At 50.4% G+C, this 26,159-nt stretch carries 1 protein-coding gene; it reads right to left on the bottom strand.

The genetic code is table 11. From position 1 onward, the window contains the following. Nucleotides 1-32: 32 nt before the first annotated feature. The gene (locus KE626_RS13495) at nucleotides 33-26,159 is read right to left on the bottom strand and encodes a DUF8202 domain-containing protein (RefSeq protein ID WP_211973428.1); all 26,127 of its coding nucleotides are present in this window, start codon (nucleotides 26,157-26,159) and stop codon (nucleotides 33-35) included.

Raw genomic sequence — 26,159 nt, 5'->3', positions numbered from 1 at the left:
ACGTTTTTTGTAGCAGATATAATTATTGTCTTTTACCGCAGTATTGTTATCCAGCCCTTATACTTCTTGATTCCGTCAGGTTTCCTTACTTCCAGTATATAGTAGTAAGTGCTTTCGTTCAGGTTAGAACCATCCCAATCGTTGCGGTAATCCTTCGACTGGTACACCTGTCCGCCCCAGCGGTTGAAGATGTATATCGCAGATCCCGGGTATTTTTCCAGTCCGCCGATGATAAACCTTTCATTCTTACCATCGCCATTCGGTGTGATCACGTTCGGGAACGACAGGTCTGATCCTTCTATTCCGACCGTAGATACCGCCACGTTATTGGAGCTGTCGGCATCCGGCATGTTGGTACTATAAGCCGTAGCTTCATTGACCAGTTGTCCGCCTTCTATCACACGTGCTGTCAGCGTCATCTGTACAGTAGCGCCGGCTGCCAGGTCGCCGATATTCCATTCTACCAGTTTAGTAGCCGGTGTTACTACCACTTCTCCTTTTTCTGCAGAAGTATGAGTAGGCACATCCAGTTGTACCGGCAGGTGGTCTTCTGCTTTTACGCTGGTCACCGGTATGTTGCCTGTATTCTTCACCGTGATACGGTAGGTAAGGCTTTGTCCCATACGGTATGGTCCTGTTGCCGGTGCAACAATCTCTTTGGTCACAACCAGGTCGCCGGCCAGTTTATCGGTATCTGTAATAGTTACGGTAGCATCTTTAGGAGCGCCTGCGGTGAACGTGTAGTTGGCAGATGTTCCACCGGTCAGCATGAACAGCACTGTTTCCGGAGATTCCACTTCGCTGTCGTCCAGCACACTCACGGGAACGGTTACACTGCTGGCGCCTGCCGGGATGGTGATGGTGCCGGTAATAGCCCTGTAGTCAGCATCCGGTGTGGCGGTGCCACCTATCATGTATTGTACGGTAATAGGTGCTGCCGTGCGTTTGCCGCTGGCCAGGCTGATGGTGAATGCACCGTTGACGCCTGGTTCAGTAGCATCCGGTTTGCTGGCGGTAACCACCAGGTTCAGGTTCGTGTTATCGTCGTCTGCAATATTTACGGTGGCGGTGTTGTTAGTACCCACGGTGTAATTCATGCCGGCCGACTGACCTCCTGTAACCTTGAGCACCACTGTTTCGGCCGGTTCTATCAGGTCATCATCTGCAACTGTTACCGGTACTACTACACTGTTCTTGCCTGCTGGGATCACTACAGTGCCGGTGAGGGCGGTATAGTCATCGCCGGCGGTGGCGGTACCTGCTATAGTGTAGGTAACGGTGATATCTGTTTCAGGTATTTTGCCGCTGGCCAAACTGATCGTGAAGGCGCCTGCGGTAGATGGTTCTGCCGCATTTGGCTGGGTGGCGTTGATAACCAGATCCAGGTTTTTGTCATCATCATCTGCTATGTTCACGGTAACCGTATTGCTGGTACCCGGCGTGAATACAAGGCCTGTAGCGGTACCACCGTTTCCGGTGATGATCACGGTTTCGTTTCCTTCGATCAGCTGATCATCGGTTACGGCTACGGGAACGGTTACACTGTTCTGGCCTGCGGGGATCACTACGGTACCAGTGAGGGCAGTGTAGTCAGCACCCGCTGTGGCGGTACCTGTTATAGTGTATTTAGCGGTGATGTCTACCGCGGCAGTAACACCTGTTGGCAAACTGATAGCGAAGCTGCCATTAGTAGTCGGTTCTGCACCGTCTGCATTTTTGGTAACGTTCAGTACCAGGTTACTTTCATCATCCGTAATATTCACGGTAGCATTATTGGAGGCAGTGAAAGTGAAGTTAGCAGAGCTGGCGCCGGTCAATGTGAGGACCACCGTTTCCGTACCTTCTATCACTTTATCATCCATTACTGTTACCGGTATCGTGATACTGTTTTGTCCGGCCGGAATTGTAACGGTGCCGGTGAGGGCGTTGTAGTCTGCATTTGCAGTAGCCGTGCCGGCTATGGTATAATTCACTGTGATCGCTTCAGATGAAGTGATACCTGCAGGCAGACTCAATTTAAACGCGCCGTTGGTAGCCGGTTCTGCACCGTCGGTATCTTTGCTCACCGTCAGCACCAGGCTGGCTGGTGTGATGCTTTCATCATCGGTAATGTTTACAGTAGCGTTACCATTGCCGGTGAAGCTGAAGTTGGCAGAAGTACCGCCATTCAGCGTAGCTATTACTGTTTCCGTAACTTCTATCACCTTATCGTCTGTTACTACTACGGGAACGGATACACTATTCTGACCGGCCGGGATGACTACAGTGCCGGTAAGGGCGGTATAGTCGGCTCCGGCAGTGGCGGTACCGGTTACGCTGTAGTTAACGGTGATATCTTCTGATGATGTGATACCTGTTGGCAGACTCACCTTAAAGCCGCCATTGGTAGCTGGTTCTGCACCATCTGCATCTTTGGTGATGGTCAGCGCCATGCTTGCCGGCGTGATGCTTTCATCATCGGTGATATTTACAGTAGCGTTACCGGTGCCCGTGAAGTTGAAGCCGCTGGATGTACCGCCGTTTAATGTCATGATCACTGTTTCAGTGACTTCAATGATCTTATCGTCGGTTACGGTTACGGGAACGGTTACACTATTCTGTCCTGCAGGGATAGTGATGGTTCCGGTAATGGCTGCATAATCTGCGCCGCTGGTAGCGGTACCGCTAATCGTATAGTTTACTGTAATGTCTTCGGAAGAAGCGATGCCTGATGGCAGGCTGATTTTAAATGCACCGTTAGTGCCCGGCTCTGCTGCGTCTGCTGTTTTCACGATGTTCAATACCCTGTTAGCAGGCGTATCTTCATCATCTGCAATATTCACGGTAGCGTTGCCGGTGCCAGTGAAGGTGAAGCTGGTGGATGCGCCACCCGCCAGTGTCATGATCACGGTTTCTGTATGCTCAATCAGCTGATCGTCTATTACGGTTACCGGCACATTCACGCTGTTCTGACCGGCAGGGATAGTGACCGCGCCGGTGATGGCAGCGTAATCAGTGCCTGCGGTAGCGGTGCCACCGATGGTGTAATTAACCGTGATATCCTCAGCAGATACAATACCTACCGGCAAACTGATCGTAAACTGACCGTTGGTACCTGGTTCTGCCGCATCTGTAGTTTTCACTACGGTCAGCACCCTGTTGGCCGGATCGCCCTCATCGTCGGTGATGTTTACGGTGGCGTTACCCGTACCTGTGAAGCTGAAGCTGGCAGAAGTACCGCCATTCAACGTCATGATCACGGTTTCAGTATTCTCAATCAACTTGTCATCTATTACGGTTACCGGGATATTCACGCTGTTCTGACCGGCAGGAATAGTGATGGTACCGGTGATGGCGGTATAATCCATACCGCTGGTAGCGGTACCGCTGATGGTATAGTTTACTGTAACATCTTCAGAAGAAGCGATACCGGCAGGCAGACTTACTTTAAATCCTCCGTTGGTAGCTGGTTCTGATGCATCGGATGTTTTGGTAACAGTCAGTGTACGGTTAAGCGCGGTGTTTTCATCATCTGTAATATTCACAGTAGCATTACCTGCACCCGTGAAAGTAAAGCTGGCAGCTGTACCACCGTTCAGCGTCACGATCACCGTTTCTGTGTTCTCTATCAGCTGATCATCCATTACCGTTACTGGTACGCTTACACTATTCTGACCTGCAGGGATAGTGATAACCCCGGTGATGGCTGCATAATCGGCTCCGCTGGTGGCTGTACCGCTGATGGTATAGTTCACCGTGATGTTTTCGGAAGAAGCGATACCCGCAGGCAGACTGATCTTAAATCCGCCGTTGGTAGCCGGTTCTGAAGCATCTGTTACTTTAGTTACCGTCAGTACCCGGTTGGCCGCTATGTTTTCATTATCTGTAATATTCACAGTAGCATTACCTGCACCCGTGAAAGTAAAGCTGGTGGAGGTACCACCGTTCAGCGTCATGATCACCGTTTCCGTATTCTCAATCAACTGGTCATCTGTTACGGTAACCGGTACCTGCACGCTGTTCTGACCGGTAGGGATAGTAATGCTTCCTGTGATGGCAGTATAGTCAGTGCCGCTGGTAGCTGTACCTGCAACGGTATAGTTTACCTGGATGGCTTCTGATGTAACAATGCCGGCAGGGAGACTGATGGTGAAACTACCGTTTGTAGACGGCTCTGCTCCATCTGCCGTTTTCACAATGCTGAGCGTGCGGTTAGCCGCTGTGTTCTCATCATCTGTGATATTCACGGTAGCAGTACCACCGCCGGTGAAGGTGAAGCTGGTAGAAATACCACCTGTGATGGTCATACCTACTGTTTCTGTATTTTCCAGGATCTGGTCATTGATCACAGGTACAGGGATAGTCACGTTATTTTGACCGGCAGGGATGATAACTGTTCCGCTAAGAGCGGTATAGTCTGATCCGCTGGTAGCGGTGCCACCGGTGGTGTAGGTTACTGTAATGGCCTCTGATGCAGTAATACCTGCAGGCAGACTAATGGTGAACTCACCATTGGTGCCTGGTTCTGCGGCATTTTTGGTAGCGGTTACTGTAAGTATACGATTCGCCGCGATGTCATCATCATCCTGTATGTTTACGGTAGCATTGCCATTGCCGGTGAAGGCAAAGTTTGCCGAACTGCCGCCGGTGAGTGTCATCACAACTGTTTCCGTATTTTCTATCAGCTTATCATCTATCACCGGTACCTGGATAGTCACGCTGTTCTGACCGGCAGGGATCACTACCGACGTGCTGAGCGCAGTGTAATCAACCCCTGAGGTGGCGGTGCCGGCGATCGTATAGTTTACGGTAACGTTCTCTGATACGGTAATACCAGCAGGCAAACTAACGGTAAATGTTCCGGCTGTAGCTGGTTCTGATGCGTCGGCAGTTTTTACCACGCTGAGTACCCGGTTAGCCGGAATGTTATCATTGTCGGTAATATTCACAGCAGCGTTACCGTTGGTGGCGTGTGCTGCGAAAGTAAAGCTGGCAGAGGTTCCGCCAGTCAGCGTTAACAGTACGGTTTCTGTATTTTCAATCACCTTGTCGTCGGTTACAGTAACTGGTACGGCTATACTATTCTGACCCGCCGGGATCACTACGGTGCCGGTGAGGGCAGTATAGTCTGTACCGGCAGTGGCAGTTCCGGCGATGGTGTAGTTAACAGTGATATCTTCAGACGAAGTAACACCTGTTGGCAAACTAATGTTGAAGCTGCCATTGGTAGCCGGTTCTGCGCCATCTGCGGTGTTGGTAACTGACAGTACGCGGTTGACAGCCGAATCATCGTTATCCGCAATATTCACGGTAGCGTTGCCGCTGGTAGTGCTTGGGGTGAATACAAAGCTGGTAGATGTACCCCCTGTCAGCGTCATGATCACCGTTTCAGTGTTTTCAATGATCTGATCGTCTGTTACGGTTACCGGTACGGCTACACTGTTCTGGCCGGCAGGTATGATTACTGAACCGGTGAGGTTAGCATAATCGGTACCATTTATTGCCGTGCCGGCAATGGTGTAGTTCACCGTGATATTTTCGGCAGCGGTGATACCGGCAGGCAGACTTACATTGAAGTTACCATTGGTAGCCGGTTCTGCGCCGTCGGCTGTTCTGCTGACGAGCAACACACGATTCGCCGCAATATCATCGTCGTCGTTAATATTTACAGTAGCATTACCATTGGTAGTGCTGGCAGTGAAGTTGAAGCTGGTAGAAGTACCGCCTGTCAAGGTAAGGATCACCGTTTCCGTGCCTTCAATGATCTGGTCGTTGATCACACTCACTGGTACGGCTACACTATTTTGTCCGGCCGGAATCACTACGGTACCGCTGAGGGCAGTGTAGTCGGTTCCGCTCACGGCAGTACCTGCAATGGTATAATTCACGGTAATATCTTCGGCCGAGGTTACCCCTCCAGGCAAACTGATGGTAAAGCTGCCATTTGTGGCTGGTTCTGCTGCATCGCCTGCATTGTTTACGCTCAGTACCCGGTTAGCCGCGGTGTTATCGTCATCTGCGATATTCACGGTGGCATTGCCGCTGGTACCGCTTGCCACGAGCGTAAAGCTGGTGGATGTAGCTCCTGTGGCCGTTAATATTACTGTTTCTGTATTTTCTATCACCTTGTCGTCGATCACGTTTACGGCTACCGGTACACTATTCTGACCGGCTGGTATTACCACGGTTCCTCCCAGGGTGGTGTAATCTGCACCAGCTGTGGCGGTGCCACCTATGGTGTAGTGAACGGTGATGTCTTCCGACGCGGTATATCCCGAAGGTAAACCAACCGTAAAGTTGCCATTGGTAGCAGGTTCTGCTCCATTCACAGGGTTCGTTACGTTCACAACCAGGTTAGCCGGAATGTTGTCATCATCGGCAATATTTACCGTTGCATTACCGCTTGTAGTGCTGGCAGTGAAGTTGAAATTGGTGCTTGTTCCGTTTGTAAGCGTCAGCATCACCGTTTCAGTGGTTTCAATTACCTGGTCGTTGATCACCGGAACTGTTACTGTTACGCTGTTCTGACCGGCAGGGATGAGTACGGAGCCACTCAACGCGGTATAATCTGTTGCGCTGATGGCGGTACCGCCGGTGGTATAATGTACGGTGATATCTTCCGCTGCGGTGATACCTGCAGGCAGGCTGATGGTAAATGTACCATCTGTGCCCGGTTCTGCGGCGTCGGTGGTTTTCACCACACTCAGCACACGGTTAGCTGGGGTATCATCATTGTCAGTAATATTCACCGTGTCGGCTCCACCACCGGTGAATGTAAAGCTGGCAGAAGTACCGCCATTGATCGTCATGATCACGGTTTCAGTGCTTTCTATCAGCTGGTCGTCCAGCACCGGTACTGAAACCGCCACGCTGTTTTGTCCTGCCGGGATCACCACGGTGCCGCTAAGGGCAGTATAGTCGGTACCACTGATAGCGGTGCCTGTAGTGGTATAAGTGACCGTGATATCTTCCGACGCGGTATATCCTGCCGGCAAACTAACCTTGAAGGTACCGTTGGTAACCGGTTCTGCGGCATCGCCTGTTTTGGTTACACTCAGCACCCGGTTAGCGGCCACGTCATCATTGTCTGTAATATTCACGGTAGCATTGCCGGTACCGGTGAAAGTAAAGCTGGCAGAAGATCCACCTGCAAGGGTTGCGATCACTGTTTCTGTAGGCTCTATGATCTGGTCATCGCTTACGGTAACAGGAACAGCTACACTATTCTGCCCTGCCGGGATCAGTACTGTGCCGCTTAAAGCTACATAGTCAGCACCCGCGGTGGCGGTACCTGCAATAGTATAGTTTACGGTGATATCTTCTGCGGCCGTGATACCTGCAGGCAAACCTACGCTGAAGGCGCCGTTGGTAGCAGGTTCAGCTCCGTCGGCAGTTTGAGTAATACCCAACACCAGGTTAGCAGGGTTTAAGGCTTCATCATCAGTAATATTCGCGGTAGCGCTGCCGTTGCTGGCGTCCGGCGTAAGGGTGAAGCTGGTGCTGGCGCCACCTGTCAATGTCACGATTACGGTTTCAGTCGTCTCAATGATCTTGTCATCTTTCACTACTACCGGTAAACTTACACTATTCTGACCCGCAGGCAGTACAATGGAGTTTGCGATAGCGTTGTAGTCGGCGCCACTCGTGGCGGTACCGGCTACGGTATAGTTCACCGTAATATCCTGGGATGCGGTGTATCCAACAGGCAGGCTGATATTGAATGCAGCGTTTGTGGACGGCTCTGCCCCATCTGTGGTTTTAGTAATGTTCAGCACAAGAGCAGCCGGTGAATTATCGTCGTCTTCAATTTCCATGGAAGCACTGCCATTGGTGGTGCTCGCTGTGAAGTTGAAGTTGGCACTGGCGGTGTTGCTCAATGTCATGATCACCGTTTCTTTTCCTTCTATGATCTTATCATCCGTTACTGTAACAGGTACGGCTACACGATTTTGACCGGCAGGGAGCAATACTGTACCGGTGAGTGTTGTATAGTCAGTACCATTCAGGGCGGTACCGGTGATTGTATAATTTACAGTTACATTTTCTCCTACCGTAACGCCGGTGGGCAGACTGATCATAAACTCGCCGTTTGTAGATGGTTCTGCTGCATCGGCCGTTCTGATCACGCTCAACACCAGGTTACCAGGTGTACTGTCATCGTCCCCGATATTCACGGTGGCGTTGCCATTAGTGGTGCTGGCAGTATAGGTGAAGCCGCCGCCAGTCCCGCCGGTGAGCGTCATGATAACTGTTTCTGTTGTTTCAATGATCTGGTCGTCTTTTACATTCACTGGTACGGATACACTGTTTTGTCCGGCTGGTATGATCACTGTACCGGCAAGGGCAGTATAGTCGGTGCCGGCGATGGCAGTACCGGTAATATTATAGTTTACGGTAACAGGTGCTGATGCAGTATAACCTGTTGGTAAACTGATACGGAATGAACCGTTAGTACCCGGTTCGGCGGCATCTTTTGTTTTGTCAACGCTGAGCACAAGGTTAGCGGCAGTGCCATCATCATCTGTAATATCTGCACTGGCATTACCATTGGTAGTGCTGGCAGTGAACGTAAAGGCCGGTGATGCGCCGCCTGTCAACGTGAGTGTTACGTTTTCAGTGCCTTCTATGATCTTATCGTCAGTAACGGTCAGCGGTACAGCCACATTGTTCTGGCCGGCAGGCAATACAACGGAGCCGGAGAGGGTAGTATAATCTGTTCCGTTAACGGCGGTACCTGTGATGGTATAATTTACGGTTACCGGTTGAGCTGATTTAATATTAGCAGGCAGACTAATGCTGAATGCACCATTGGTGGCTGGTTCGGCAGCATCTGTTGTTTTAGTGATGCTGAGAACCTGGTTCGCTGCTGTGTTGTCGTTATCAGCGATGTTCACCGTAGCGGTACTGTTACCGCTTGAAGGCGTAAACGCGAAGCTGGTGCTGGCGCCACCTGTCACGGTAAGCACTACGGTTTCTGTACCTTCGATGATCTGGTCATCGGTTACAGTTACGGGTACAGTAATGCTCTGCTGACCGGCTGGTATCACTACTGAACCTGGCAAACTGGTATAGTCAGTACCGGCAGTAGCCGTACCGGCTACGGTATAGTTGACGGTAATGTCTTCCGACGATTTGTAACCGGCGGGCAGGCTAATGGTAAATTCTCCATTTGTGCCTGGTTCCGCGCCATCCCCGCTGTTAGTTACCAGTAATACTTTATTGGTATTGGTATTATCATCGTCGGCGATATTTAGGGTGGCATTGTTGCCAGCCGGATCTGCAGTGTAGGTAAATGCGTTTCCGTCTGTACCACCGTTGAGGTTCAGTATAGCCGTTTCCGTATTCTCGATGATCTTGTCGTCTGTAACAAACAGCGGCAGGGTAATGCTGTTGGTATTAGCCGGAAGCGTGATGGTAAAGATCGTGTAATCGGTATTACGGACCGCAGTACCGGTCATGGTATAGCTCAGCGTGGTATTAGCCGCGGAGGTATAACCGGCAGGCAAACTTACCGTATAAGCGCCATTGGTGGATGGTTCTGCGGCGTCGTTGGTCTTCACTACTTTCAATACCTGGTTGGCCGCAGTGGCATCGTTATCCGCGATGTTTACAGTAACATCATTGTTAGCAGGATCCGGCGGGAAGATAAAGGCATTACCGCCTCCATCTGTTGCACTGCCCGACAGAAGCGTAATCGTCATTGTTTCGGTAAGCTCAATGATCTTATCATCAAGTACTTTGAGTGGTACCGCTATGCTGTTAGTATTAGCCGGGATCACGATAGTGCCCAGCGCCTCGTAGTCTACGCCGGATACAGCGGTACCGGATACGCGGTAACCTACCGTAACAGGCCATGCGGAAGTGGCCACACCTGCCAGCTTCACTGTGAAGGAGCCATTGGTGGCCGGTTCAGCTGCGTTGCTGCCGCTAATTACCTGTATCGGCGTGCTGCTGGCCGCATTGGCGTCTATAATATTTACTACCGCTCCATTACCTGATGGGTCGATGGTAAACGGATAACTGGTGGAGGCAGCATTTGTAAGGGTCAATACTACCGTTTCAGGTCCCTCAATAAGACCATCATTACCGGCATTGACATCTATAAATACTTCATTGGCGCCGGCCGGAATAACAATATTCCCACCAGACAGGCCCAATAAATTGTAGTCCGTTGTATTAATGGCTGTTCCACCCAGGGTAAAGGTAACTACCACATCCTCGGAGCTGGTAACGCCCGGTGGCAGGGAAATCCTGTACTGACCGTTTGTACCGCCTTCTATAGCGTCGGATACTTTGGTGAGCAGCACAATGTTGCTGTTGGCAGCATGATCATTATCCGTGATAATCACGGTAGCGGAACCTCCGCCACCTGCTACGGTATAAGCGAATTGTGTATCGTTGCCTCCTGTGATATTCAGGATCACGGTTTCATCCGGCTCTATCACGTTATTATCTATCACAGTAACGGGAACGGATACACTGTTTTGACCCGCAGGTATGGTGATAGTACCGGTAATAGCCCGGTAATCTGTACCAGGGGTAGCGGTACCACCGGCTACCGTATAAGTTACCTGGATATCCCTGGCGGCGGTGATGCCTGCCGGCAGGTGGATGCTAAAGCTGCCATTGGTAGCAGGTTCTGCGGCATCGGCTGTTTTGGTAACAGCGAGCACCTGGTTGGCAGCAGTATTATCATCGTCGGTGATGTTCACAGTGGCATTACCGTTGGTGGTGCTGGCAGTATATGCAAAATTGCTGCTGGCGCCGCTGCTAACGGTAAGGATTACTGTTTCCGTACCCTCTATTATCTGATCATTGATCACGGTTACGGGAACGGCTACACTATTCTGTCCGGCAGGGATGGTAACAGTGCCGGTAAGTGCGGTGTAATCAGTGCCACCTGTGGCTGTACCACCGATCGTATAGGTGACGTTGATGTCTTCAGATGGTACTATACCGGTAGGTAAACTTATCGTAAACGCCCCGTTGGTACCTGGTTCTGCCGCATTGCCGGTGTTGGTAACACTCAGCACACGGTTGGCCGCGGCGTTTTCATCATCTGTAATATTTACAGTAGCCGTAGTATTAGTAGTGCTGGCGGTGTAAGTAATACCCGCGCCGGTGCCGCCTGTGAGGGTCATAATCACCGTTTCGGTGTTCTCTACAATCTGGTCATTAATCACACTCACGGGTACGGATACACTGTTTTGTCCGGCAGGCAGGATTACTGAGCCAGTTAGCGCAGTATAGTCTGTGCCGCTTGTGGCAGTACCCGCTACCGTGTAGCTTACGGTAACAGGCGCAGCTGCGGTGTAGCCCGCAGGCAGGCTGATAGTAAAGGCGCCGTTAGTACCTGGTTCTGATGCATCGCCGCCGTTCACCACGCTCAATACCTGGTTGGTAGCAACGTTATCATCATCCAGGATATCAGCCGAAGCACTATTATTGGTAGTGCTGGCAGTGAAGGCGAAGCTCGTGCTGGCGCCACTTGTAATAGTGGCAATCACTGTTTCTGTACCCTCTATAATCTGATCATCCAATACATCTGCAGAAATAAGTACGCTGTTCTGACCTGCAGGCAGTACTACACTACCACTTAGGGTGGCATAGTCTGTACCATTGGTACCAGTACCAGTAACTGCGTAGCTAACTGTTACCGGTTCTGATGACCTTATCAGTGCCGGTAAACTGATCCTGAAGCCGCCGTTAGTGGAAGGTTCTTCGAGATCGGACAGTTTCACGATGCTGAGCACACGATTCCCTGTTGTATTATCATCATCAGCGATATCGATCGTTTCATCACCATCTGTGGTGCTTGGCGTGAAGACCAGTGATCCTGCTGTGCCACCGGTGATAGTTACTAAAACGGTCTCTGTATTTTCAATGAGTTTATCGTCGATCACATTCACCGGCAGTGCCACATTGTTTGTTCCTGCGGGAATGGTAAGGGTGCCACTCAGGCTGGCGTAGTCTGTACCCCCGGTAGCTGTACCAGCCACGGTGTAGTTCACCGTAATAGGCTGAGCAATCGTAATACCGGTAGGCAAGCTAACGCGGAAAGCGCCGTTTGTACCCGCTTCTGCTGCATCGGCCGTTTTAGTGATCGAAAGCACGCGGTTCGCTGCCAGGTCATCATTATCAATGATGTTACCGGTAGCGCTGCCGGCAGCCGGATCTGGCGTAAAGGCAAAGCTCGGAGAAGAAGCATTGGTGATAGTGATCACCACTGTTTCAGTACCTTCTATGATCTGGTCATCTACCACATTGGCAACAATGGCCGTTCCACCTGTACCACCGGCTGAAATCGTGGCCACACCGCTGAAATGCGCCGGCGTGATACCGTTATAATCCGTGCCTTTAACAGCAGTACCGCCTACTGTGTAATTGATCGTTACAGGTTCCGAAGAACTGATTCCCGTAGGGAGACGGAAATTAAACCTGATACTAGCGCCACCTTCAGCGCCGTCTCTCACAAGTTCCACGAGTACGGTACGGTTAGTCGGTGTATTGTCGTCATCTGCAATATTTACGGTAGCAGATGCGGCTGTGGAGGATGCTGTAAAATTGAAGCTGGTGCTGGCGCCACCGGTGAGGGTAGCTGTTACTGTTTCTGTATTTTCTATGATTTGGTCGTCGATCACCGGCACTGTTATGGTAACACCTGGCTGACCAGCAGGTATCGTTGCGGTACCGGTAAGCGTGGTGTAGTCGGTGCCTGCAATGGCCGTACCAGCTATGGTGTAGTTCACGGTGATATTTTCCGAAGCCGTTACCCCACTTGGCAGATTCACAGCGAAGGTGCCATTGACAGCCGGTTCTGCTGCATTGGCAGTATTACTGATACTAAGTATGCGGTTGGCAGCGGTGTTATCGTCATCTGTAATATTAGCAGACGCATTACCGTTTGTGGTGCTGGCGGTATAATTAAAATTAGCGGAAGTACCACCGGTAAGCGTTAATACCACTGTTTCGGTACCTTCTATTACCTGGTCGTTTATCACATTTACAGGCAATGCGATACTGTTTTGTCCTGCCGGGATCGTTACCGTACCGCTTAATGCAGTATAGTCCGTACCGCCGGTAGCAGTACCGGCTATGGAATAGTTCACGGTAATATCTTCAGATGGCAAAATGCCTGCAGGCAAACTGATACTGAACGCAGCATTTGTTGCCGGTTCAGCACCATCATTGGTTTTAGTGATGCTCAACACACGGTTGGCCGGGTTGTTATCATCATCTAAAATATTTACGGTAGCATTACCATTAGTAGGGCTGGCCGTGAAAGCAAAGCTGGGTGATGTACCACCTGTCAGGGTGAGTACAACCGTTTCGGTGGTTTCCAGCAATTTATCATCTGCCACCACTACCGGCACAAGTACGCTGTCCTGGCCAACAGGGATTACCACTGAGCCGGTAAGTGTAGTATAGTCGGTACCGTTAATAGCGGTGCCGCTGATGGTATAAGTTACGTTAACAGGTTCTGAAGAAGTGATACCTGTAGGCAGACCGATCTTAAACGCGCCGTTGGTGGCTGGCTCGGAAGCGTCGCCACCCGCATTTCTTACACCTAAAACGCGGTTAGCAGCGGTGTTATCATCATCGGCGATGTTTGCTGTAGCGCTGCCATTAGTGCTGCTGACCGTGAAGGCAAAGCTGGTGCTGGTACCACCGGTCACCGTTGCTATAACAGTTTCTGTGTTTTCTATGATCTTATCATCAGCAACGGTGAGCGGTAAGGATACGCTGTTCTGTCCGGCGGGGAGCACAACAGTCGTGCCCAGGGCAGTGTAATCTGTACCACTGCCGGCGGTACCGGTGGGTGTATAGGTTATGGTTATATCCTCTGATGCAGTGATGCCGGCAGGCAAACTAATGCTGAAGGCTCCATTGGTGGATGGTTCCGCCGCATCAGTTGTTTTACTGATGCTCAGTACGCGGTTGACGGCTGTATTATCATTATCGGCTATATCCAGTGAAGCGCTGCCATTGGTAGTGCTGGCCGTATAGTTAAAGCTGGCGCTGGTGCCTCCGGTAAGCGTTACCAACACGGTTTCTGTATTTTCAATTACCTGGTCGTCGGTGACGGCAACGGGCAGGGCTACACTGGGTTGACCGGCCGGTATAGTAACAGTACCGGCAAGGGTAGTGTAATCAGACCCACCTGTGGCTGTACCGCCTACTGTGTAGTTGACGTTGATGTCTTCTGTAGAAATTACATTAGCCGGCAAACTGATGGTAAACCCGCCGTTGGTGGCCGGTTCCGCTGCGTCTGCCGTTTTGGCTACGCTCAGTACGAGATTAGCCGGTACGTTTTCATCGTCAATAATATTTACCGTGGCGTTAATAGCACCGGCACGGGGAGTCAGCGTAAAATTGGTTGAGCTGCCGCCTGTGATGCCTACAATAACTGTTTCCGGTTTTTCCAGCAGCTGATCATCGCTCACTACTACCGGTAACATTACACCGCCCTGCCCTGCCGGGATCACTACTGATCCGCTTAACGGAGCGTAATCTGCGCCTGGTGTGGCGGTACCTGCAATGGAATAGTTAACGGTAATGTCTTCGGATGAAGTTACACCGGCAGGCAGACTGATATTGAAGGCGCCGTTGGTGATAGGTTCTTTGGCGTCGCTGCTCCAGATAACGCCTACTGTTGTTTTAGCAGGGTTGTTGCTGTCGTTGTCAGCTATATTCAGCGTAGCCGCTGATTGTGTGCTGCTGATATTATAAGGATTACCACTGACAGTGCCGAAGGCGCCGTTCAGGGTAACGGTCGTATTTTCTGTTACTTCGAGGATGTTGTCATCAGTCACGGTTACCGGCAGGGATATATTATTGCTGCCGGCCGGGAAAGTAACAGTACCGGTGAGCGTCGTATAGTCAGCACCGTTAGCCGCGGTGCCGGTCACGGTATAGTTGACATTGATATCTTCGGTTGCTGTGATGGCTCCGGGCAAACTGATTTTGAAGGAACCGTTCTGTGTGCCTTCTGCACCGTCCTGTCCTTTGGTGATGGCCAGCGTTTGATTCACTGCAGTCAAGCCGCCGAAAGTAGAGAAGTTCTGAATGCCGCTGAATTCAACGTATTCTACGCCATCCTGTTGACCGGTAGCCGAAGGTGTCAGCTCAGTAATATTGGCCAGTCCTTCAGGGGCCAGGTCGGCCAGGGTAGCGGTAATATCGCCGGTATGTTTGAACCATGCCCAGCGTTGTGTACCTGTAACCCCGCGGGTGCCGGAGAGCATATTTTCTGCATTGGTTCTTTCCGCAGGATTCCAGAAGAGGCGGAGTGTAATGCCACCGTTCTGAGTCAGGTTGGCTCCTGTATAACTGATTTGCACCAGCCGGCGCATTAACTGCGTGCCATAATCGGTACCGCTGTTTTTGCCCAGCGCTGCATTCATATCCCTGTTCACATCTACCAGTGCAGAGAGTTTGGTTACATCCATGGTGTTGCCGTTGAGGGCAATGGAAGCAATGTATTTATTGGCGTCAGCCGGGTCAATGAAATAAAGCGTACCGTTATCGATACAAGTGTTTGCTACTGTTCTCACAGCAGCGTCCGGCACCAGGTTAGCAGTGCGCTGAAGATGGCTGGTGACGAGCGTAAACACCACGCCGTTTTTCAATGCACCCAGGTTTTCGAAGCTGACGATACCGCCGTTAAAGCCGGTAGCCGGTATTTCGGTTATCGTACCGGTGGCAAAGTTGCCGTCACCATCTTCATCGATCATGATGGTGAAATCATTCGCGGCTGTTCCTTTTACAGTAATACCATTCAGGTCGAACTGCAGGCTGAGTGGCTGGCTGCTGATATCGTAATTGGTGAACTGCGTTTTCCATTCCTGGGTGAGGCGTTCGGGGATACAGCTGCCCACTGGCAAATCTGTGCCTGTTACGGTGAGTGCCGCGCTGTTACTACCAAGCAGGAGGTAACTTTTATCCACCCCAAAAGTATTGGTGTTATCTGTATTGGTGGCAGCAATGGAACGAAGGCCGGCAGTAAGGATGGAACCGGTATGTACGCTGCGGGATTGTTTTTGTACAAGTCCTTCTGCGTCATCACGGCCTATACCAAAGATGTTGTTTTTATAAGTATTGTTGGCAGTAGCGTTCCAAATCACGGAACCGTCTGTTGCCAGGTAGTTTTGTGCGGTTGATTGGTCGAGTGTAATACCATATTTAACACCGAGGTATGATTCTACCTGTTGTGCCTGTGTTGGTGTAAGCGCTGATTTGTAAACGATCACTTCGGGGATCTTACCGCTGAAGATGCGACCATCGTAGGTATTATCGTCTCCTGTACGACCACCTACTTCGAAGAAAGAACCATCTGCTTGCGGTGCACAGTTGGTACCAAGGATACTTTGTTTGCCATTCAGCCAGGTGCTTCCGTTCAGGGCGTTAGCAGCATTTACATAAACACCTCTCGCGATGATGGGCCCTGCGTAAGGAGGCGTGGATTGCGCCACAATACATCCGGCACCGTCCAAACCATAGTTACCGCTGTTCAGCAAAAGTCCCCTGCCTGTAAAACCTGTTGCTACCCAGCTACCATTGGTTGAAAAAATACCCTGTAGTGGATTTCCGGCGCCCTCCGGCTTATTCACAGAGAATATATTCAGGTTTGCCGAAGTGTTCCAGTTAATGGCGTCGTTTCCTTTCAGGGATTTGCCGGTTACACCGGTGAAGTCAACCGCCGGGTTGAAGTTAATACCATTAGGATCACGAATGATATCTGCCGAAGCAGTGATCGGATTTGTATGGCTTGGTTGAGCGGCGCGTAATTCAGTAGTCATCGGGCCACTTTGGTTCAGCCATTGCTCTACCTGGTTGCTGCTGTTCACCTGTACATCTGCATCTGCTTTCACCCACAGTTTTTCGCCCTGCACGCCACCTGGTGAGGTCACAAAGCTGGCGAAAGTGAAGTATTGGTTATTAGTAAGATCAATATTGGTTGAATAGCTCGGAACGCCGTTCACATCAGCCTGCGATAGCTGTATAAACTGGTCCCCGCCATCAAAAGTAGCGTCACTGCTTACTACCAGGTAAGGCGCTTTAGCGCTTAACGGCAGTTGATTTTTTGGAATGGAAATAGCCACGGTGCCCACGGTACCGGTTTCCTGCACTTTCCAGGTTCTCGCCATACGTGTGGTAACAGCGGGATTGCCGGTGATGGCGGTAGCAAAGGAGGTGCTGGCGCCATCATCACCCCATACCATATATGTTTTATCTGCTGTGAATGCATTGGTGTTGGCAATATTACTTGCAGCAATGCCGCCCAGGCCCACTATGGGCTGGAAGCCTGCGTTGATATTCCGGCTCTGCTTCTGCGTAAGCCCTTCCACATCGTCACGGCCTATACCCGTAATATTATTTTTATAAGTAGCGTTCGCTGTAGCATCCCAAACTTTGGTGGTGCCATCAGTAGCCAGGTAATCTGTAGCAGCGGTTTGGTCTATCGTATAGCCGTACTTGATAGCCAGGTAAGTAGACACACGTTGCAGTTCATTGGCGGATAACGCAGCAGGATATACGATGATATCCCCAATGGTACCATTCCAGGACTGCGCGTTATCCCAGGTAGGAGTACCTATCATGGCGCTACCGGCGCCTGTATTCCATGCTTTGGCCAGTGGCCCGCCTAAAACTTTCATCTTGCTGTACAGCGTAGCATTGCCGCCGTTACCGGCCCACACACCCACCATTTCGTTAAACACACCTGGTTGCCAGTTGCCGGCAGGACTTACCACGTCATTCGCATATCCCACAAAATCGGCGGTCCCGTTTCCGCCTATTACGGCAATACCGGTACCGGTGCTGGTAGCTGCGGCGCCATATCCGAGAATATATCCGTTGCCGGTGAGCGCTGTTAAGCTACCGTTACCAAAGAATGTTCTGGCGCTGGTGCCTGATGGCAGCTTCGTGATATCCAGGTTCATGTAGTCTGCTCCATCAAATTTCACTACCGGGTTAAAGTTTGCATTATTGGTAAGGTTGTTCAGATACAACGGCTGACTGGCAGGCACTGTTGCCTGCGTGGCGTTGTTCAGCTCTGATGCGTAGTCTGTCCAGCCATTGATAGCTGTGTTGTCTGTAGTGCTGGAAGTACCGGCATCAGGACGCAGCCACAATGAAGTACCTACTACGCCACCTGGTGTTTTGATAGACGCGCCATAGGTGAAGTATTGACCACTGGCCAGATTCACTGTAGCGGCATATTGTTTCACGCCATTGAGCGTTGTTGCGGTTACCGGTATAAACTGATCCGATCCGTCGATGGTAGCATCATTACTGATGATGAGATAAGTTTGTGCCGCATTGGGTAATGCATTATATGGCACGGCCACCTGTACGTTGCCGATAGTACCGGTTTCCTGTACCCTCCATACTCTTGCCATGCGGTAGTTCGCCACCGGGTGACCGGTGAGCGGGGTTTTAAAGAGACTGCTGCCTGCATTGTCGCCCCATACCATGTATGATTTATCGGCTGTAAACGCGTTATTGTTTTCCAGGTTAGTTTCAGACAGGCTGTTCAGGCCGATAGCCAACTGTATGCCGTCTGCCGTGTTGCGGGATTGTTTCTGGTTAAGATCTTCCGCGTCATCGCGGCCAATACCGGTAATATAGTTTTTATAAGCACTGTTGACAGTAGCATCCCATATCGTGCTGCCATCGGTAGCAAGATAATTGGAGGCGCCGTTATTCAACGAAATACCATATTTAATACCCATGTAGGTGTTCACACGTTGTTGCTCATTTGGCGTAAGCGCGTTGGCATAAACGATCAGGTCGCCCATGCGGCCATTGTAAGAGCTGGTGTTAGCGCCCAACTGGAAAATGCTGTTGTTACCGGCAAATACACTGGTATTATTACCGGTAGCCACACTCAAGCCATTTTTGTAAATGGCCTGTTTGTTGGCAGCAAGACTGATATCGTCAGTAGCAGTCCATAGAATAATTTGGTTGCTGATATCTCCTGCGTTGTAAGTAAGACGGTTACTGACATAAGGAGCATCCCAATAAACAACATTATCGCCCCAGGTGGCATGTAGCGTAAACTGTGTGCCCGTGCCGGCTTGTTCCGTAAAAATAACGGTGTTAACAGGTGTCTTCTGGCTGGCGGCAAAGAAGGCAGTGGCAGCGGTATAGTTGCCCGTTTTCAGGAACGAGTTACCTGTCATCGAGTGAGGCGCACCATTAAACCTTACCACCGGGTTAAAGTTCATGTTGTTGGTGGCGTTATTGAAATACAATGGCTGATTGGCCGGCGTTGCCTGTGACATATTATTCCCGTTGGGACTATAGTCATTCCAGGTGCTGATCCCTGTGCTGTCTGTGTTAGCGGAAGTACCCAGGTCTGCGCGTAACCATACCAGCTTGCCACTGTTTACACCGCCAGGGTATTTCACCGCAGCGCCGAAGGTGAAATACACACCATCAGTCATCAGGGCGGAGTTAAGGGTAATTGTTTTATCTGCATTCAGCGGCAGTTCCTGGTTGATCGTGGCAAAAGTAGGATCAGTGCTGATCAGCATGTATACTTTTGTACCAGGTGCATCTGCTTTAAGTGTAATGGATTGATCAGCCCAGTTGGTTTTATCCACCTTCCACACGCGTGGCAGGCGGCGGGTGGCGCTTGCACCGCTTATAATATTTGCATAAGAGGCAGCGGACTGGCCGTTGTCTCCAAATACAAAGAAAGATTTATCATTGGTAATGGTGTTGCTATTCTGTTCGTTGGTAATAGCAATATTATTACCCAGGGAGATAGTTACAAAACCGGTATCTACACTGAGTGACTGTTTAGTATTTAACGCAGTGAGATTATCCCTTCCTATACCGGTGATGCGGGATTTATAAACAGGATCGGCAGTCCAGTATTTTGAACCATCGGTAGCGAGGTAATCAGTGGCGCCGTTGTTGATCGTAATACCGTATTTAAGACCGAGGTAAGATTCTACAGACTGGCGCTCTGCATCGGATAACACGCGGTTATAGGCGATCACTTCTCCCATGTTGCCCATCCAGTAAAGCCCTCTGGCAGCTATGGTACGGGAACCGATAGCAATAAAGTTTTCTGTCAGCGGCGTTAGATTAATCGTACCCTGGTTGTCAAAGGCGTGGTTTGCAAAAATGCGAACGCCATTGGGTGTGTTATTGGATTGGGTACCGCTAAAAATATAAGGTTTATTGGGCTGGTAAGTATAAAAACCGCCTATAGCGGCCACTGATGCAGCATTTTCGAGATACTGCAGTTGTCCTGTGTTAATGAGACGGAACTCCATACCATGTGCTGAGCCTACAGCTCCGCTACTAACAAGGTCTCTTCCTGTGGCAAACCCGGCGCCACTGCCCACGGCAAAAATGGTGGCTGTGGCAGGATTTATACGTGTGGTAGTAATATCCAGCACGTCATCCGTTCCGTCGAACACGAGGCCATAGTTGAAGTTAAGCGCTTTCGCATCTGTAATAGGCTGACTGCTTACCACACCCTGTAAAGCGTTATTACCGTAATTGCTATAGTCATTCCACTGGCTGCCGCCGGATATACCATCATCTGCACGCAGCCAGAAATTAATGCCATCTTTTACGCCATTAGGGCCTGTGATCGCCCTGGCGAAGGTAAAGTAAGCGCCGTCAGGCAGCAGGTTACTGTTAACAGTAACGGTGCTGTCTGCGTCCAATACATAAGCGGCATCGCCTGCACCAAAGGTATTGTCGCTACTTACCAGCAGATAGGTGCGTGCATTGCCGCCGGTGAGTTTGAACGTAATATTCTGATCGGCCCAGTTATTTTTCTGTGCCTTGAAAATACGCGCCATGCGGTTGTTGACACTGCTGATACCGGCCACCGGTGTCAGGAAAGTAGTAGCGCCACCATCGTCGCCGAAGGTGAAGAAGGAAAGGTCGTTGGTAATTGCTGTTGCATTGGCTTTGTTGGAAGCGGCAACCGCTGCACCTGCGGCGATCGTCACTATACCGGTATCCGCGCTGACAGATTGTTTCTGGAGCAGCATGCCTCTGTCGTCGCGACCTATACCCGTGATATGTTTGGCGAAACTACCGCCAACAGCAGCTTTCCACATAGTGGTGCTGCCGTCGCTGGCGAGATAATCCATCGGGGTGTCTATTCCCAGCGTAAGACCATAACGGAGCGCCATATAGGATGCTACCTGCTGGCGTTCCAGGGCACTCAGCTTACGGGAGTATAAGATCACTTCCGATATATCTCCGTTAAAAGGCGCATTGTGACCGGCGCCGATATAATCTTTGTTGCCTGCAGGAGAAAGGAAGTTCACCGCGTTGGCATTGGCTGTTAACAATACTTTGCCGTCGATACCGGCCGCCCAGTCATTGGTAGCACTCCAGATATTCAGCATATGTGCATTACGCACATTTGTGGATGCAGGGTAAGTAAAATTCCTGCGCGCGGTACCGGATCCGAAATAGGTATATTGATTATTACTACTCCATGTATATGTAGACTGATTGCTGGCATATGTGCCGCCCAGTTCAAAAGGATAGTGTAATGTAGCTGAAGTGTTATCAAGATTAGATGCCTGCACGGAAAATACTTCACCTGCGGTAAATGCATTCGCAAACTCAGGGGCCGCCACAAAATAATTAGCTGCACCGAAAGCGATTCCCGGGTTAAAGTTGAAGGATGCCTCCTTCCAGGGGAGCGCTGCTGCACCGGCAGGAGCCCATGCGCGGCGGGAAGGGCTCAGTTCTGTCCACTGTGTGGCGTTGCTGCCGCCCGCTACACCGCTATCTGCTCTCGCCCATACTGCCAGCCCTGCAGCCACACCGGCAGGAGCCGCCTGTGCATTGGCAAAAGTGAAATAAGCGCCGTCCGGCAACTGATCGCTGTCGAGCGTCAGCGTGCCGGTTGCATCCAGCGTATATACTTTATCTCCTGCGCCAAAAGTGTCATCCGCACTCACCAACAGGTAGTTTGTGTTACTTCCTCCTGCCAGCACCAGCGTAACAGGACTCTTAGCCCAGTTGCTGCGATCTGTCTTATAAATACGCGCCATGCGCAGGGTAATATTGCCCAGCCCTGTAACAGCCTGGGTATACGTAGCTGCCTGTCCGTTATCACTGAAAGTAAAGAAGGAAAGATCGTTGGCGATATTGGAAGAATTTTCTCCATTGGATGCGGTGAGGCCACTGCCTGCGGCGATGGTTAAGTTGGCGCCATCCAGCTGCGACAAGCTTTGCTTCTGCAGTAAGGTACCATTATCATCCCTGCCTATACCGGTAATGCGTTCGCCGTAACCGGTATTTTTGGAGGCAGTCCACATCCGTGCAGTACCATTACTCGCAATGTAATCGGTGAGTGCGCCGGCAGCGGTTTTTAACGTGAGGCCGTATTTGAGCGACAGGTAACTGTTTACCTGTGCGCGCTCGGTGGCGTTCAACTGCCGGTTGTAGAAGATCACCTCAGACATGCGGCCATTAAAGATGGAGTTGTGTCCGGCCCCGATGGCAGTATTTAGCCCTGCTCCCCTGCTGAAATTAACCGGGAAGGTAGTGCTGCTGCCGATTGTTTTACCATCGAAATTCAACGACCAGCTGCCGGGAGCGCTCCAGTTATTTAATAAATGGGGTTGCTGTATATTAATGCCTGTCAACGCGTAACCAGGCCGCGTGGTGGTACCGAAATGCGTATAGTGGGACCCGCTATATACATAGAACGGCGCGCCACCTGCGATGGTGGGGTCACCGCCAAATTCAAACGGGAAGCTTGTTCCGGTAGAAGTAGCTGCCAGGTTGGAAAGTTGTACAGAGAATATTTCACCCGCTGTATAGCTTTCTGTAAAGCGTGGTACGGTGAAATAATTGTTCCCCAGGAAATTGATAGCCGGGTTATAGTTGATGGCATTTTTTCCCCAGCTGAGAGCGCTGGTGTTAGCTAAAGGCCATTCTCTCTGTACCGCCTGATCTTCCCATTTCGTGATACTGCCGTCAATAACCGTTGCACCTGCATCTGCTTTTACCCATGCCTGTAAATCGGTGGCTACTCCACCGGGAGCTCGCTGTTGCTTGCCGAAAGTAAAGAAGGAACTATTGGCAAGGTCGGCGCTGGAAAGGGTGACGGTGCCTGTACTGCTCAGTTTCAGTTCGCGGGTAATGGTACCAAAAGCTGCATCTGTACTGATGAGCAGGTAGTTGTTCTCTGTACCACCCAACAGTTGCAGTGTTACCTGCTGACTGTTACCCCAGCTGGCTGTTTTCTGCACCCGCCAAACCCTGCCCATGCGCTGTGTAGCATTCGTGCTGGTTACTGCGGTGAAGAAATTAGTAGTACCGTTATTATCGCTGAATACCAGGAATGATTTATCCTGTGTAAATGTGTTCGTGTTGGCTGCATTGGAAGCCGTGATAGCATTTCCTAATGCAATGGTCACTATACCGGTATCCTGGCTCAGTGATTGTTTCTGGTTCAGCATACTGCAGTCATCCCGGCCAATACCGGTGATACGTACACCATAGCCTGTGTTAGCAGTAGCAGTCCACATTTGCACAGTACCATCACTGTTAATATAATCTGTTGCGCCTGCGTTGAGCGTAGTACCATATTTCAACGCCATGTAAGATTCGATGCGCTGCATTTCAGCAGGCGTAAGATCGCGGTTGTAGATGAATACTTCCGGCACAAATACTTTGCTATAGTCTCCGAAAGCTGCGCCGCCTACATCCAGCGTCCATGCTGTGGCGTCAGAGGCAGCACCGCTTTTCTGCAGGGCACCGTTGCTTTTAAATTCATATGCGCCGGTGGCGTTCCTTTCAAAAGAATAGAGCTTACCCTTTGCGGTGACGGCATTACCGGTGTTCAGCCAGGCTTCTACATACAACCGGTTTTCCGCCGAAGCATGTGTGCCAAATAACTTATTACCAGTGGAACTGGTAAACACGCGATTGGTTTGTGAGCCTTCCAGCTGCTGCATACCCATCATGGAATACGCACCGGTTACTCCTGCCGAAGCGGGTACCCGGTGGGCATCATTACCATCGTAATAAATGGCGGGGTTAAAGTTTACCATGCCGGTGGTATTGTCGGGATCACCGATTACGGTCATATGGTTGGCATTCCCGGAAATATCTCCCCAGTTTACGCCGTTCACCGCCTGATCCGCCCGGTACCATGCCACAATGCCGCTGTTCACACAGGCAGGCCCCTGGAAAGTCATAGGTATAGCGTTGCCAAACTCCGATGTACCGCAATTGTTAGCAGGTATACGAAGCGTGGCTGTCCAGAAGCCGAGGCCGGTAGCGCCGGGTCCTGCATTGTAAGTGATCGTTTGTGTAGAAGTGCCGGCGGCTACTCCTGTTAAGGTCGTAACATAATATTGCCCGCTCGTTTTGTTCGTAGCGGGATCGTTGGCATAAATATCTACCGTGTATTGCGCACCGGCTGTGATATTCGGTATCGTAAGCTGCAGCTGGTACTTCCCTCCTCCCTGTGGGGTAGATGACACCAGCACCGGCGTTTTGCCGGCGGCCGCCGTATAAGTACAGTTACCGGCCGGCAATGCGATGCCCGAACCGGTATTATTATAAATGGAGTTATCAGTGATGACCACCTTGTTGGGCGATTCATTATAAACACCCGCCCCACCGTTATCATGTACAACACAACCCTTTACTTCTGCATCTGTTACACCTGCCCCACCATAAAACCAAATACCATGGTTGGTGCTGTTCACTACCGTATCTCCTGTCAGGTCATAATCAGAAACGGCATTGGCGCCGTTAAGCACAATACCAGTCCGTACACTGTTGCGGAAAGAAGAATTAACAATATCTACATTACTGCGTGCAAAGTTCCCGGCGAAGCTAATACCATCATTATTAGTAGTAAATGTTGAATTGGTCACCTGGAAATTAGTCGCCGCTCCGCTTGCGAGCACTCCTGCAATATCAAATTCATTAAGGGTAACATTGTTGATGGTTACACCCGTTGCCGTACTCAGGAAATAGATCCCATAGTCCGAATCATCTGTGTTACCGGCCTTGTCGCCATTCAGTACTGAATTACTAATATTAACGCCATTTACGGTATTTTCAAATCTTATATAAGTACTGGTAGGATAAAGTCCGGGCACACGACTCTCCATGAAGGCATTACTGATCGCAATGTTGCTGGCAGCACCGTTGAACCATATATTATAGATATCATTTTCATTTATGTTGACAGAGTCTAGTGTGATACCGTTGGTGGTATTGTCGAAGCGGATGGCATAGTCACCGTCATCATCCGTACCTATCACATCCATATCTACCGTGGTTCTGTTAATATCAAAATTGGTAGCGGGATAATCGCAATAGATGCCGAGCGCTACGCCGCTCCACAGGCTATCTATGGTCACATTTCTGAACAGCACATTATTCGCTGTTTCCACAGCGCCGCCGGTATTATCCAACACGATACCATTCTGGAAACCACTGATATTACTATTTGTAAGTGTAAACCCGTTTACGCCTGCATCCCTGAACACAATACCCTCTGCCCCCCGCACGTTACCCGCTGTGCTGAGCTGAATGTTATCCATCACCAGGTTAGTCTGCATCCCGTTTGTAAAATAAAAAGCGCGCCCGATATATGGAGCGGCGGCACTGTTAGGTTCTACATCTGTAGAATAGATATTTCTCACCGTCAGATCTGTGGATGCTCCCTGCACCCTCATAAATGCATTCAGGAAGTTTCCTACGGTGCTGAAAGAGCGTATATTCTCGATCGTGATACCCGTTCTGTTCGGAAATATGTCCACATTAATGTCCCCATTATTCTGCACCGTAAAATTCCGGATGGTCACACTATCCGCATTAATCACAAAGGGATTAATAACGGGATTGGTGCCGGTGGAATATAACGCAATCTTGTTCTGCCCGTCGATGGTCAGCTTTTTTGCCGTAATGGTAGGCATAGAAGTAGCCAGCGTAATCTGCCCGTGCACATTGAACACGATCTGGTGCGGTCCTGCACCGGCCGCGTTTGCATCGAGGATCGCCTGTCTGAATGAACCGGGTCCGGCATCGTTGGTATTAGTAACCGGGAAGCTGTTTGCATTCGCAGCAATGGTGATCATCATGCCAAACAGGGCGAGCAGCAGACGTTTGCAGCCTTTGTTGAAAACTCCCGAACCGGGTTTCGTAACATGTAAGAGGGACAT

The organism is Chitinophaga hostae (assembly GCF_018224885.1).
GTDB lineage: Bacteria > Bacteroidota > Bacteroidia > Chitinophagales > Chitinophagaceae > Chitinophaga > Chitinophaga hostae.
Note: the sequence above shows the minus strand (reverse complement) of the source record. Positions and strands in the feature narration are given on the sequence as shown.

Bases quoted from the DNA above. Each gene is read 5' to 3' on its own strand.
- KE626_RS13495 (WP_211973428.1), bottom strand. From the start codon at position 26,159: ATGTCCCTCTTACATGTTACGAAACCCGGTTCGGGAGTTTTCAACAAA.